Below are 13239 nucleotides of genomic sequence, written 5' to 3'. Positions count from 1 at the left end.
TGTTCAGTTCTGTCGTCACACACGGATCTTGGACACCCTCGCTGCATGTTCGCAGCCAGACTCGGAATCCTCAGCCCTTGGAATCAATCATCTAGAGGGCATCGTCTGCAAGCGGGTCGACTCGCCGTACCGGCCGGGCCGCCGCTCGGGCGACTGGGTGAAGGTCAAGCACCACCAGACCGCGGAGGTGGTGATCGGCGGATGACAGGCCGGCCTGGCGGGCTCGCTGCTGCTCGGCGTGCCCGACAGGCGCGGGCGCTGGAAGGCAGGGGTTCACCGACCGGGTGCGCGCCGACCTGGCCGCTCGGCTGGTCGCGCTGGCGCGGGAGGCGAGCCCGTTCGTGGGACCGGTCCCGGTCGAGCACGCACGGATCGCCCGCTGGGTGCGGCCGGCTCTGGTGGGCGAGGTGCGTTTCGCCGAGCGGACCGGCGACGGCCTGCTACGGCATCCTTCCTGGAGGGGTCTGCGCACGGACATGTCACCGGCCGACGTTCCGCCCATCGGGCGGCGGCGCGTCAGCTGAGATGCGGCGCAGCACGGCCCACCTCCACACGCTGTCCGATTTGTGCGATTTCGGCATGTCGTACTTTCGCGGGCCGGACGGGCTTGAAGTCGTCCCGATCGTCCTGGACGGGCATCCGCGGTTCCGCATCGACCGCTGGCACGGCGACAAGCGCTGGTGGGTAGCCGACTGCCGAGACAGTGCCGAGGTGGCCCAGCTGGTTGATCTCGCGGACCTCGCCGAGATCTTCGATTTTCCTGCGGATGCCGCAGGACGGGCCAGGACGTGATGGTCCCACTCCTTACTCAAGGGAGGAGCAGACCATCCTGTCCGCCGCTGCGGGCCGGCCCTCGGGCCGGTCAGCGGGCGGCGTGGTTGTTCAGGAGCGCGGTGAGGGTGTCACCGCCACCGCAGCACGGCGGCCCGATCGCACGCCCATGCCCGCCCGCTGCGCGACCGGGCCATCGTCTACCTGCTGTTCGGCACCGGGCTGCGCCGCGCCGAAGTGGTCGGCCTGAACAGCCGCACCGTCTTCCTTGGCCGCGACGCTCGCCAGGCCCTGGCCGACTACCTCAACCAGGAGCGGCCCGGCGACGCTGCCGCCAGTACCACCCCCAGCCGCCCTGTTCCTGTCGGCCGCCTCCATCGCCGCCCGCCGCCCCGACGGCCGACTGTCGCCGCGCTCGATCAACGACATCGTCGGCGAGGTCGCCCGCCTGCACGACGCCCACATGTCTGACCCCGAGCGCAGGCTCGGTGTGCGGCTGCCGCACGACGCCCGGCATACCTTCGCCTTCCAGCTTTCGCAGGCCTCCGGGCACAACCGGGCCGAGCTCGAACGCCGCCTGGGCCACGCCAACGTCCGCTATCTGCGCCTGTACACCAACCCGCCCGACGACATCGCGGCCGGCTACATCGAGGACCTGTGACCCGGCGCTGATTCCCAGCGGACCACGCCCTGGGGCGAGCCAACCGCGGCCGGTGCAGGCTACCGGGGAGGATCGGGTGCCAGGCTCCCGTCGGGGGCGATGTGATCGAAGATCTGCCGAATCAGCGTGATCACATGCGGGTCCTCCACCGCGTACAGGGTCCGGCGGCCGTTGCGGCGTGCGCTGATCAGGCCAGCCAGGCGGAGCTTGGCCAGGTGCTGGGAGACCGTGGCGATGCTGATGCCCGCGTGTGTGGCCAGCGTGCTGACGTCGTAGGAACCGTGGGTGATCAGCCACATCAGGTGCAGCCGTACCGGGCTGGCCAGCAGGGCGAAGGTCTCGGCCGCCGCCCTCAGCTGCACGGGGGTCGGCGGTGGGTGCTCGGCGCCGGGTGAACCCGGAGCTGGGGAGGTCGACATCGTCCCTCCATTGTCTCGCGCCGATGGCCTGCCAATCACCCTATGTTTCGATAGTTGCGCGATTTCCGAAACATGTGGAAGATGGAGGGCACTCCGAAGGGGAGTAGTCCGCAACGCCCGCACGTCGACACGCTGAGAACCTCGCGTTCTCCGGCGGCGGGACCGGTCACCGGCCGGTGGACGAGACCTTCGGCCACGCAGTCATGCCTGGCCGAGTCCTCCCCGTGGGTGCCCGGCCGGGTTGTCCACCGCCCGGGAAGGACTTCTCCACGTGGTTGCCACCAAGCTGCTACGCCCGCTGGCTGACCTGCGCGCTGCTCACCCTGCCCGCGCTCAGTGCCCGCATGGCGGGCGTCCATCTGCCGCCACCGGCGCCAGGTGCCCACCCTCGCCGCGCCGTTCCGCCCGGCCACTGAGCGCAGCGCCGGCTCAACCCGCGCCCGGTAGACGCCCGGGGCACCGACACCGTGACTCCTGCCGGGCCTTGCCTGCGCCAGGCCACGCCTGCTGGGCCTTGTCTGTCGCGCCCCGCCCGGCCCATGATCACCACCGCCCAGCGGCGCCGCGGCGCCGCCGACCATGAAGGGACACCACAGCGCCATGAACACCTCGACGTTGCGGCTGCTGGCCGACGCCCGCTCCGCCAAGACGGGCGGCGAGCAGGCGATGGCCGCCCGGCAACGGGCCCGCCTGACCGAGCTCGTGGCCTGGGCGCGCACCCGCTCCCCCTACTACCAGCACCTGTACCGGGACCTGCCGGCCGGAGTGGCCGACCTGGCCATGCTGCCGCCCACCAGCAAGCCCGAGCTGATGGCCGCCTTCGACGACTGGGTCACTGATCCCGCCGTCACCTTCGCCGAGGCCAGGGCGTTCGCCGACGACCCGGCGCGCATCGGGCAGCCGTTCGCCGGCCGCTACACGCTGTCCACCACCTCGGGCACCACCGGCACGCACGGCATCTTCCTACAAGACGCCCGCGCGACGGCGGTGACCTCCGCGATGATGGCGCGGATGCTGGCCGGCCGGCTGAGCGTGCGGGACGTGGCTCGCATCGCGCGCGGCGGCGCCCGGATGGCGCTGGTGATACCCGAGGGCGGGCATTTCGCTTCCACCGTGGCCGCCGCACGGCTGCGCGGCCGATCCCGCGTCGCCGCCTTCAGCGTGCACCAGCCGCTGCAGGATCTGGTGGCCGAGCTCAACGCCTTCCGCCCGGCGGTGCTGGCCCCCTACGCCAGCATCGGCGCGCTGCTGGCCGGCGAGGCCGAAGCCGGACGGCTGCACATCAACCCCGCCCTGGTGATGCTCACCGCCGAAGGCCTGCCCGTCGGCGAGTACGCGCGCATCGCGGCCGCGCTGGGGGCGAAGGTGCGCACCAGCTACGCCTGCAACGAGTGCCCGTTCCTGTCCTACGGCTGTTCGGAGAGCTGGATGCACCTCAACGCCGACTGGGCCGTCCTCGAACCCGTCGACGAGCAGTACCGGCCGGTGGCACCGGACGAGCCCTCGCACACCGTGTTGCTGACCAACCTGGCCAACCAGGTGCAGCCGATCCTGCGCTACGACCTCGGCGACAGCGTTCTGCTGCGACCCGATCCGTGCGCGTGCGGCAGCCCGGGCCCGGCCGTCCGCGTCCAGGGCCGCGCCGCCGACCTGCTCACCTTCCCCGGCCCGGCGGGGGAACAGGCGCCGGTCACCCTTGCCCCGCTGCCGCTGGCCACGCTGCTGGAAGCGGTGCCCGGCCTGGAGCTGTTCCAGATCGTCCAGACCGCGCCGGCCACGCTCCGCATCCGGCTGCACCCCGCTCCAGGTAGCGACCCCGCAACCCTCTGGCATCGGGTCGAGACCCGGATGCGCGACCTGCTGTCCCGCCACGGCCTCGGCCATGTGCGCCTCGAACGCGGCCGCGAACCGATCCAGCACAGCGCGGGCGGCAAGGTACGCGCCGTCATCCCGCTGCCCGCCACCGGCAGGGACCCGGCCGGTTCCGCACGCCCCTGACCACCTCACCCCATCCCACCGGGGCCGTGGCTGTCCACCACTGTCGTTCCCCCATGGCTCGCATCGAAGGGCGGGCCGATCGCCCCCGCCCTTCCCCACCCGCCTCCCCTTCCACCGAACGGAGACGTCTTCGTGCTGTCCGACCTCCTGGCCTACAGGGTCCGGATCCTGCCTGGCCTGCTGCTGGTCGCCAGCGGCGGGCGAACTCGATCTCCGCCGGTGTGGCGCCAGGCTGCTGGTCGGCGGTCGGCCAGTAGGAGCTCATCGTCTCCCCCAATTGCGCCCGTACAGCGCCAGGCCGGTCACCCCACCCGGTCGGACCACCACTGGAACAGCTCGTCGCTCGGTACGCTCCAGCCGAGGTCGTCGCCGGGCGCGGCGACGTAGCCGTCCAGGCTCAGGTTCATACCGAAGGTCAGTTTCCGCATGGCGTCAGCCTCCTGTGAGTCGGTACTCGGCGTACAGACCAGCACGGCGCGGAAAAATCATCGGTCAGGCCATACCGAGGGCCGGTTCACCACCACGCCACTCCGCCGCGAGAACACCAGCCGGTGCCTGCCTGACGGGCCCAGGCCATGAACACCCGGAACCCGGCTCGGGCCGCCGTGGTTATCTTGGGTTGTTGTCCTCTTTCCGCAGGCCAACGTTCGATGTTCTTGTCTGGCACGTCAGGCACGTTCAAGAGGTGACAAGGTCGTGACGTGCGTCATGTCGCGGGCATGCTCGGTCGGGTGAAGCGGATCAGCCGGGGTCACCACCTGTAGATAGCGCGCGATGACCGCCGCGTTCGTATTGCGCGCCAGGTGAGGCGAAAGGGCATGCACGATGATGGTGGCTTGTACCCTGATCAACTGTTCGTGCCAAGCGCGATGGCGGGAGACGGGGCATGACTTCGAGGCTGGCCGGTGACGTGGTCGGCGGGCGCTACCGGCTGGCCGCCGAGCTGGGGTCCGGTGGTTTCGGGCGGGTCTGGCGGGCCCGCGACCAGACCCTCGACGTGGACGTTGCGATCAAGGAACTGCAGCTGCCGCCGTGGATGCCGGAATCCGAACGAGCTGAGCGGCTGGCTCGGGCCGCGCGCGAGGCCCGCAATGCCGCCCGGTTACGCAAGCACGACGGCATCGTCGCGATCCACGACGTCGTCGTCGACGACGGCCTTCCCTGGATCGTCATGGAACTGGTCGACGGCTGCTCGCTGGACGAGCACGTCAAGCAGCACGGACCTCTTCCGGCGGGCAGGGCCACCGCAGTCGCCGTGGCACTGCTGACGGCGATCGGCGCAGCACACCGGGAAGGTGTCGTGCACCGCGACATCAAACCGGCCAACGTCATGCTCGCCGAGAACGGGAAGGTCCTGCTCACCGACTTCGGGACCGCGATCCACTCCACCGACACCGCACTGACCGCCACCGGGATGCTCATCGGCTCGGCCGAGTACACGGCGCCCGAGCGGCTGCGCGGCACCGACGGCCTTCCCGCCGGGGATCTGTTCTCCCTCGGCGTGACCCTTTACCAGGCCGTCGAGGGCGTCTCACCGTTCCGCCGCGATACCCAGGAAGCGACGCTGGCCGCAGTGCTGCTGGAGCAGGCCCCGGCGCCGCGACGAACCGGGCCTCTCACGCAGCTCATCACCCGGCTACTGGACAAGGACCCGGGCCGCAGGCCGACGGTCGACGAAGCACTGGCCATGGCAGGCGATATCGCCGGTGAGCAGCCCGCAACCACAGTCCACATGCGGCGCGACACCAAGATCCTGCCGACCCGGCCGAAGAAGCGGCAGCCGCCCGTTGGTGTTGCCGCGCCGATGGTGGCCATGTTGGCGATTGCGGTCCTGACGGCGCTCGGCGTCGCCGGACTCCCCGATGCCGGCGGAACGTGGGAGCACTTCGAGAAGTACGGGGACAATGACGTGCTCGGCGTCGCCGTAATGATCGCCGCCGTTGCCGATGTCGTTCTCGTCGGCTTGGTGTGCGCCAGTTTCGCGCGGTTCCTGCCGGCGAACGTCGGCAAGACCGTCACCGCTGTCGTCGGTGTCGCCGGGCTCGTCTTCGGCTGTGGCGCGACCGCTTTCGCCTTCCACGGCGCCGGCGAGATCCTCCGGAACGCGATGGAGCTCCCCGGGCGGGAGTCCGCTACGGTGTCGCTGGCCTTGATCAGCATCGTCGTCCTCGTCGCTGTCGGGTCGGCCTTGAGCTCGCGACTCCTCGTTCGACGCGAAACGATCAAAGGTCGAACATGATCACGACCGCCCGCACGATCCGATCAGCGTCGGATGCCGGGCTGGTCGGGGCGAGAGACCCCGGCATCTCCTCGACCGGCCCGCGCACCTGAGCCTCGACGAAGACCAGCAGCTCCTTCATCGATCGGGCCACCCGATCCGGTTGGTAGATCACCAACGTGTCGCCGGGCTGCAGCCGGTCCAGGGCGGCGCGCAGCCTCGACTGCTCGCCGCGGGTGCTCGCCGTCTCCACCACCACCTCGCGGCAGTGCGCTCCGGCGAGGGCGTCGAGCTGGGACTGGTGGTCTTGGCCGCGGGTGGATACCCGGGTGTCACTTTCTGAAGTCGCGTGCACGGACGGCCTCGGCATTCGCGACTCCATGCAGAGGACTGAGAAGCACCGGATTGTCAGCAGTCCTCTGCGCTACGGTGCGTATGTTCCGTACTCGCGTGCGCGACGGTGAGGTCCCGGCATGGACGGCGGCCAGGCGCAGATCATCGAACGGGGCGTGCTGACCGCCCCGGATGAAGCATGGGACGTGGCGGTACGCCAGGCGGAGGTGATCGGCCCGCTGGCCGCTCAGCCGCGGCTGGGATTGGCGGCTGCGGACGCGGCGGCAGACGAACTGGGGATCTCACGGCGGCAGGTGTACGTGCTGCTGGCCCGGTGGCGCGCGGGCGAAGGCGTGGTCTCAGACTTGCTTCCCCAACGCTCCAGCGGCGGCCGGGGACGACGCCGATTGCCAGCGGCGGTCGAGACGGTGATGACCGAGGTGATCCGTGCGCGGTATCTGACCCGGCAGCGGCGCTCGGTGGCGGCGGTCTACCGCGAGGTCGTACGTCGGTGCCGCACCGCCGGGCTGCCGGTCCCGGTCTGCAACACGCTGGCGCAGCGGATCAAGGCGCTGGACCCGGCGGCGGCCGCCACGGCGCGGGAGGGCGCCGACGGCGCACGCCGGCTGTGCCCGGCGGGCGGCGACCCGCCGAAGATCGAGGGCCTGTTGCAGCAGGTCCAGATCGACCACACGCCGGTCGACCTGGAAGTGGTCGACGAGCGGCATCGGCTGCCGATCGGCCGCCCGTACGTCACCGCGGCGATCGACGTGGCCAGCCGGTGCGTGGTCGGCTTGGTAGTCACGCTGGAGGCGCCCTCGGCGCTGTCGGCCGGGCTGTGCCTGGCGCACACGGTGTGCGACAAGCGGCCATGGCTGGAACGGCTCGGGGCGGAGACGGTGGCCTGGCCGATGAGCGGCAAGCCGCACGAGATCTACGTGGACAACGCCGCCGAGTTCCGCAGCGAGGCGCTGCGCCGCGGCTGCGCGCAGCACGGGATCACGCTGGCCTACCGGCCCAAGGGCATGCCGCACTGCGGCGGCATCATCGAGCGACTGATCGGCACGATGATGCAGATGGTGCACGAACTGCCCGGCACCACCTTCTCCAACCCGGCCGAGCGCGGCAGCTACGACAGCCAGGCCAGCGCGGTGCTGACCGTCGCCGAGCTGAACCGGTGGCTGACCCTGGCGGTGGCCGCCTACCACGGACAGGTGCACGCCACGCTGGGCCAGACCCCGGCCGGGCGGTGGGCCGAGGGCGTTGCGGCCAGCGGCCGCCCCGCGACGGTGACCAGCGAGACGGCGTTCCTGGTCGACTTCCTGCCGGTGATCCGCCGGACGCTGAGGCGGACCGGCTTCACCATCGACCACGTGCAGTACTACAGCGACGCGCTCAAGCCGTGGATCGCCCGCCGCGATGGGCTGGAGAAGTTCGTGCTGCGCCGCGACCCGCGCGACATCTCCCGGATCTGGGTGCTAGATCCCGACGGGCACGCCTACCTGCCGGTGCCCTACCGGACGCTGTCGCGCCCGCCGATCAGCGTGTGGGAGCAGCGCGCCGCGATCGCCCGGCTGCGCCAGGACGGCCGCGCTCAGGTCGATGAGAACGCCCTGTTCGCCATGGTGGAGCAGATGCGGCAGATCACTGAGGACGCGGCCGCCAAGACCCGACGGGCCCGGCGTGAGGTCGAGCGCCGCTCGGCGACCCCCGCGCCGCACGCAGCAGGGCCGCCGTTTCCGCCGCCGGTCGAGGGGCGCGCGGATGAGGAGCCGGTGCGGCCGTTCGAGGTGATCGAGCAGTGGTGAGCCACGAGCCGGACGGCAAGCCGGACATTGTGCCGGAGTTCGAGATCGAGCTGGAGCCAGGGCGGGTGGAGGATCTGTCGCACCTGCATGAAAGCGCCCGGCCGGTGGCCCGGCTGCCTGCCGCCGAGCGGCTGGCCCGGGTCCGGGCGGACTGGTGGATCGGCTACACCCGCGCCAGGCAGGCGCTGGAGCAGTTGCACACGCTGCTGGCCTGGCCGGCCAAGCAGCGGATGCCGAACCTGCTGGTGATCGGGCCGACCAACAACGGCAAGTCGATGATCGTGGAGAAGTTCCGGCGCTCGCATCCGCCGATCTCACACCCGGAGGCGGAGGAGATCCCGGTGCTGGTCGTGCAGATGCCCTCCGACCCGCACGTGGCCCGCTTCTACACCGCGCTGCTGAGCGCGCTCGGCGCGCCGCTGCGGCCCCGTCAGCGGCTGGCCGAGCTGGAGCAGCTCGCGGTTCGGCTGCTGCGGCAGGCCGGCGTGCGGATGCTGGTGATCGATGAGCTGCACAACGTGCTGGCCGGGCGCGACGGGGCGCGCCGCGAGTTTCTCAACCTGCTGCGCTTCCTGGGCAACGAGCTGAAGATTCCGCTGGTCGGTGTCGGTATCCGGGACGCCTACCTGGCGATCCGCTCCGATGACCAGCTGGAGAACCGCTTCGCCCCGTTTGTGCTGCCGCGCTGGGAGCCCGGCCGGGAGGCGAGCACCCTGCTGGCCAGCTTTGCTGCTGCCTTCCCGCTGCGCCGTCCCTCCTTTCTGGCCACCCCGGAGATGACCGAGTACCTGCTGGCCCGCAGCGAGGGCACCATCGGGGAACTGGCCGCGCTGCTCACTGAGGCCGCCGTCGCGGCGATCGAGTCCGGCGAGGAGGCCATCACCCAGCGCACCCTGCTGCTGGCCTCCTACGCCGGCCCGACCGAGCGGCGCCGCAAGTTCGAACGCGAGCTGATATGACGCGCGCGGACTGGCCGGAGAGTCTGCGCCGCTGGCCCGTTCACCCCGAGCCCGCCCCTGGTGAGGCTCTGTCCTCCTGGCTCGGTCGTCTCGCCGCGCTGTATCGGCTGTCGGTCGAGCAGCTGCTGACGTACAACCTGGGCGCGGCGTCGGCCGAGTTCGACCGCGGCGCGGACCTGGACTACCAGGTGCCTGCGATCATCGTGCACGCGCTCGCCGCGCGGACCGGCGTCGAGGTGGACCGGCTGCGCCAGATGACGGTCGGCGGGTGCGTGCCGTGGCTGGCCGACACCCTGAATTCCTTCGACGGCCCGCAGGCCTTCGCCGCCTATGTCCGGCAGGAGTCGGTGCTGCTGCCACCGGGCAAGGCCGGATACCACGTGGTCAACCGCTGGCGGCCCTGGCTTCCGGTGACCGGGCGTCCGTGGCGGACGGCCCGGCGCATCTGCCCCACCTGCTCGACCGACCCGGGGCGCGGCGTCGTTTTGCTGGCCGCGCTCCCCCTCATGACCAGTTGCGCAGAGCACGGCTGCCGCCTGGAGAACCTCCACGATGTTCGCCGGGCCCACCGCTACGGCGAGCCGACGCCCCCACGCCCGGCCCCGGCCGCCGTCGCTGCGCTGGACCGGCTCACCTTCGAAGGCATCACCACTATGGGCGTCACCCTGCCCGGGCGGAACGTGCACGTCGGCGAGTGGCTGCGCCTGTTGCGGACGCTGCTGGACGAGGTCAGCATGGTCGACTCCCGGGCCGGTCCCGGCGCGGCCGCCGTCCTGCACCAGATCTGGGACGCCGCCGGCCTGCCGTTCCGGGCGGGGCTGTCCTTCTGGCGGCCGTACGAGCGGCTGAGCGCCCCCTACCAGGAAGCGATGCTGCACGCGGCGGCCACCGCGGTGCAACTGGCCGCGGACGGGACGATCATTCCCGGCGGCACGCTCGGCCCGGCGCTGCAGCCTGCTGCCCACCGGAACGGGCACCGATGACCAGGTGGAACGGCCCGACCTTAGTTTCGCGTCGCCTGAGGCCTACGAAAGAGGCGCACGCTTTGCAATTTCGCCAGGCAATCCAGCGACGACGCAGCAGATAACCTAGCCTTCGTGAAACGTCGCCCCCCCTCGCTCGCTGGACATCAGTCTCGACGATGGACGCATCATTGAGGCAGGCATCGACATAGGATCTGGCGCCCGCATGAGACGACCGGAGTTGCTTGACGAGATTGGGCGGCGCCTCTTCGAGAGCTGTCCTATCTGCGGCGGGCCTCCAGAGAAGGACGAGCATGTGCCCCCCAAGAGTATTGGTGGGGTCATCATGACGCGGACCTGCCGTGGCTGTAATCAAACCTTCGGGGGTCGTGTAGAAGGCGGAGTGAAAGACTGGTTCTACGGCGCGACCAGCGAGGTCGAATTAGCTTCTGAAAACGTGCGAGGCTCTCGAAGAGTCGGCAAGATGCAGATCATGCCAGCGCGGGGTGGAGGCTTCCTCGTGACTATGGGGGGAGGAAGCGAAGACGACTTCCGGGCCATGCTGCTGAGCAAGCAGGTGGTCGTCAGAGGCCGAGGCCCCGATCCCAACATACTCCGCCTTGCCTTGTTGAAGCATGTTTACCTGGCGCAGTGTCTACGGTCCGGAGTCCCGGAAGGAGCCCTGGCGGATCACATTCGAGAAAGCATCGTAGCGGCGCGGGACGCCTCACGGCGCGACCCCATGCCAGTAAGTCCGGTAGCGCTCGGGCTCACCGTTGTTCGTTTCTCCGTAGATGAACGTCTGTCAGCGTCCCCGCTCGTGGCTGCACGTATCGAACTTCCGGACGGACCAATGGATGGGGTCATCATGCTAGGCCGCTTCTTTGTGTCCTGGCCTGCCTATCCTCCGGCGGACATCCAACCTATCGATAATCTGTGGATTGAATACGTTCTCGAAGTGGGGGACCCGGTCACCGGGACCATCGTTCGGAAAGGCTGACACCCGAGTGAGGCATCGGGCGTGCAGGAGAGACGAGGATAAGGAATCGCTGGACTCCGTGATCACCCGGCCACGGCCGCGGATGTGGTGGAGGCCTCGTCGTGATCGCGCAGCATGCGCAGGACGGTGGCCGGGGAGGGGTGCTGGCCCTTCTTCTTGCCCTTGGTGATGACGAGGCGAGCGGCGATGTCGCGCAGGCTGAGGTTCTGCCGGCGCAGGTGCAGGGCCATGGAGAGCATCGCGTCGTCGGTGACGGCGGCGCCGCCGATGGTCTTACCGCGGGCACGGGCGGATTCGTGGCCTTCCAGGGTGCGGTCGCGGATGTACTCGCGTTCCATCCCCGACAGCGCAGCCAGCACGGTGAACACCACGCCGGACGGGTCATGGCTGCCCTGCAGCTCGCCGGTGAGGAACTCCAGGCCGATGCTGGCGGCGCGCAGCTGCTCGGCCAGGGCGGCCAGATCGAGGCCGCGGCCGAGCCGCTTGTGCTCGTGCACCACGAGCGTGACCGCCACCCCGGCCGTGCGGAAGTCGTGGGCCAGGGCGACGGCCTTGTCGAGCTCGGGCCGGACCGTGGCCCGGGTGGAGATCTTCTCGGCGAAGACCCGGGTGACCCCTGCGGCCTTCAGCGAGTCGAGCTGGGTGTCCAGGGACTGGCGGACAGTAGAGGCGCGGGCGTACCCGATCCGCACATGCCCGGCCGGTTCGGCGCCGACCGTGGCCGGGCGGGGCAGCTCGATCCACAGCGTGCCCGGCTTGCGGCCGGCCGGGGTGGCCACGCTGAGCGCCTTGGCGAGCGCGGGCACGAGCCGGAAGCGGGCGGTGTGGTACTGGACGGCGACCTTGCCCTTGCCGGTCCGGCAGGGCGATCCGGCCGGGGCGGCGCAGGAGGTCATCGGGCAGGCGTGGGCCTCCACGCGGAGGTAGTCGTCATCGGACACCACCTGATCGTTTCATGGATGCGTTTCAATCATCCATCTGTTTGCACCGACCTATGAAACGGTGTTCCCCCTGGACGGGCCCGGCCGAAGATCGTGTTTCATGGGTCGTCGCCTGTGAAACAGAGGAGCGGAGAACGGACGACGGAGGCTGGCCTGCCTCGCAAGTCAGGTCTCTCAGGGAAGGTTGACCGAGCGGCCGTCGGGCTCGGCCGGGTCGATGTGCCAACTGAGGATCCGTTTGGGATGGATGCGGATGATCTCTGGCGCGACCGTTCCCGGCGGGCCGGGTGGGTTGTCCACGGCGAGGGTTTCCGCCCGGCCGCGGATCTCCACACCCCGGCCCATACCCGGTTTGATCGCCTCGGGGCCGTCGGGCGTCATATCGTCTACGACGAAGCTCACTCGCGGGTTGGCCTGGATGTTGCGCCAGCGCTGCGTGCGTGCCACCCACGGTCCACCTAGATCGATGGTCCCGTCCGGGTTCAGGCGGAAGCCCAGCGGGCGCACGTGCGGTGTGCCGTCCGGGCCCAGGGTAGCCAGCCGTCCCATGGGCTGCCGGTCGAGGTAGTCGCGTTCGGCGTCGTTGAAAATCATCTCTTCTTTGCTCGCCTTCTTCCTGTGCCGGTCGGTCCGATCGGCCGCCGCTGCCGTGCTGCGGCCGCAATCTCGCTACATCTGATCGAAGATGCCGGCGACCTTGCCGAAGACCCGGATCGCCGCCTGGAGATCCTCGGGGGGCACGTCCGACATCGCTTCCTGCCAGCGTTGCCGCCACCGTTCGCGCGCCTCGGCGACGAGCTCGTGCCCGCGATCGGTCAGTACGATCTGCATCGCGCGCCGGTCGGTGAGGCTGCGCTCGCGTCTGATCACTCCCCTGGTCTCGAGAACGTCCAGCATGCCGGTCATGGTCGCCGGGGTGACGTCGGCATAGTCGGCCAGCTGACGGGCGGTGGCATGTCCCGCTTCAGCCAGGCCGTCGAGGGCGCGCAACTGCGTTCCGGACAGGGCGTCGCCGCTGGCCTGCTCGCGGCCGCGCTTGCGCCGGAACGCGGCGAACATCGCGGCGACCGCCAGTTCCACGTTCTCGAGCTCAGTGTTCACATTCGGATCCTAACAGTCAAGACCCTAATGGTGTGGACTTTTAGTATATGGGTCCATAATGTACGGAA

At 69.9% G+C, this 13239-nt stretch carries 16 protein-coding genes and 1 pseudogene; 10 read left to right on the top strand and 7 right to left on the bottom strand.

All coding sequences use genetic code 11. The features are described from left to right. From ACWEVS_RS25050 to ACWEVS_RS25035, 4 genes are all read left to right on the top strand, one after another. A partial coding sequence (locus tag ACWEVS_RS25050) for an ATP-dependent DNA ligase (protein WP_452553589.1) occupies positions 1-205 on the top strand: 205 nt, incomplete at its 5' end. A gap of 79 nt (positions 206-284) precedes the next feature. After that, a complete protein-coding gene (locus tag ACWEVS_RS25045; RefSeq protein WP_452553587.1) occupies positions 285-524 on the top strand; it encodes an ATP dependent DNA ligase in 240 nt (79 codons plus the stop codon). 1 nt (position 525) lies between these two features. Next, a complete protein-coding gene (locus ACWEVS_RS25040; protein WP_452553586.1) occupies positions 526-792 on the top strand; it encodes a hypothetical protein in 267 nt (88 codons plus the stop codon). A 247-nt stretch (positions 793-1039) separates the two neighbouring features. Next, on the top strand, positions 1040-1432 hold the full coding sequence (locus ACWEVS_RS25035; RefSeq protein ID WP_452553584.1) for a tyrosine-type recombinase/integrase: 393 nt from the start codon (positions 1040-1042) through the stop codon (positions 1430-1432). 59 nt (positions 1433-1491) lie between these two features. On the opposite strand, the gene ACWEVS_RS25030 is transcribed toward ACWEVS_RS25035, so the two are convergent. Beyond that, complete coding sequence (locus ACWEVS_RS25030) at positions 1492-1851, bottom strand: ArsR/SmtB family transcription factor (RefSeq protein WP_452553582.1); 360 nt, start codon at positions 1849-1851, stop codon at positions 1492-1494. Positions 1852-2451: 600 nt separating this feature from the next. On the opposite strand from ACWEVS_RS25030, the gene ACWEVS_RS25025 reads away from it, so the two are divergent. Then, on the top strand, positions 2452-3849 hold the full coding sequence (locus tag ACWEVS_RS25025) for a hypothetical protein (protein ID WP_452553580.1): 1398 nt from the start codon (positions 2452-2454) through the stop codon (positions 3847-3849). Positions 3850-4036: 187 nt separating this feature from the next. On the opposite strand, the pseudogene ACWEVS_RS25020 reads toward ACWEVS_RS25025, so the two are convergent. Next, positions 4037-4277, bottom strand: a pseudogene (locus tag ACWEVS_RS25020) (dihydrofolate reductase family protein); the annotation flags it as partial. Between the two features lie 240 nt (positions 4278-4517). Further along, positions 4518-4700: a hypothetical protein gene (locus tag ACWEVS_RS25015; RefSeq protein ID WP_452553578.1), complete on the bottom strand. Its 183-nt coding sequence runs from the start codon at positions 4698-4700 to the stop codon at positions 4518-4520. A 35-nt stretch (positions 4701-4735) separates the two neighbouring features. On the opposite strand from ACWEVS_RS25015, the gene ACWEVS_RS25010 reads away from it, so the two are divergent. After that, entirely contained in the window at positions 4736-6088 is a 1353-nt protein-coding gene (locus ACWEVS_RS25010; RefSeq protein ID WP_452553576.1) for a serine/threonine-protein kinase, read from the top strand. Here ACWEVS_RS25010 and ACWEVS_RS25005 read toward each other — a convergent pair. Further along, positions 6072-6437, bottom strand: a complete 366-nt coding sequence (locus ACWEVS_RS25005) for a recombinase family protein (protein WP_452553574.1) — start codon at positions 6435-6437, stop codon at positions 6072-6074. The two genes, ACWEVS_RS25010 and ACWEVS_RS25005, sit on opposite strands and share 17 nt — an antisense overlap. A gap of 103 nt (positions 6438-6540) precedes the next feature. Between ACWEVS_RS25005 and ACWEVS_RS25000 the strand changes: the two genes are divergently transcribed. From ACWEVS_RS25000 to ACWEVS_RS24985, 4 genes are all read left to right on the top strand, one after another. Continuing rightward, a complete protein-coding gene (locus ACWEVS_RS25000; RefSeq protein ID WP_452553573.1) occupies positions 6541-8208 on the top strand; it encodes a transposase in 1668 nt (555 codons plus the stop codon). Next, positions 8205-9167: a TniB family NTP-binding protein gene (locus ACWEVS_RS24995; protein ID WP_452553571.1), complete on the top strand. Its 963-nt coding sequence runs from the start codon at positions 8205-8207 to the stop codon at positions 9165-9167. Before ACWEVS_RS25000 ends, ACWEVS_RS24995 begins: the two co-directional genes overlap by 4 nt. Next, a complete protein-coding gene (locus ACWEVS_RS24990; protein ID WP_449930508.1) occupies positions 9164-10150 on the top strand; it encodes a TniQ family protein in 987 nt (328 codons plus the stop codon). Before ACWEVS_RS24995 ends, ACWEVS_RS24990 begins: the two co-directional genes overlap by 4 nt. Positions 10151-10355: 205 nt before the next feature. After that, positions 10356-11129, top strand: coding sequence for an HNH endonuclease (locus ACWEVS_RS24985; protein WP_452553569.1), 774 nt, complete (start codon positions 10356-10358; stop codon positions 11127-11129). 62 nt (positions 11130-11191) lie between these two features. On the opposite strand, the gene ACWEVS_RS24980 is transcribed toward ACWEVS_RS24985, so the two are convergent. The 3 genes from ACWEVS_RS24980 to ACWEVS_RS24970 all read right to left on the bottom strand — a co-directional run bounded on the left by ACWEVS_RS24980 (position 11192) and on the right by ACWEVS_RS24970 (position 13150). Next, positions 11192-12070, bottom strand: a complete 879-nt coding sequence (locus ACWEVS_RS24980; RefSeq protein ID WP_449930506.1) for a recombinase family protein — start codon at positions 12068-12070, stop codon at positions 11192-11194. Between the two features lie 174 nt (positions 12071-12244). Then, on the bottom strand, positions 12245-12664 hold the full coding sequence (locus ACWEVS_RS24975; protein WP_449930504.1) for a PPOX class F420-dependent oxidoreductase: 420 nt from the start codon (positions 12662-12664) through the stop codon (positions 12245-12247). Positions 12665-12739: 75 nt separating this feature from the next. Beyond that, positions 12740-13150: a MarR family winged helix-turn-helix transcriptional regulator gene (locus ACWEVS_RS24970; protein WP_449930502.1), complete on the bottom strand. Its 411-nt coding sequence runs from the start codon at positions 13148-13150 to the stop codon at positions 12740-12742. Positions 13151-13239 lie beyond the last annotated feature (89 nt).

This window comes from Nonomuraea sp. NPDC003754, from assembly GCF_053605785.1.
The sequence above is the reverse complement of the archived record's forward strand: the minus strand, read 5'-3'. Positions and strand labels throughout refer to the sequence as shown.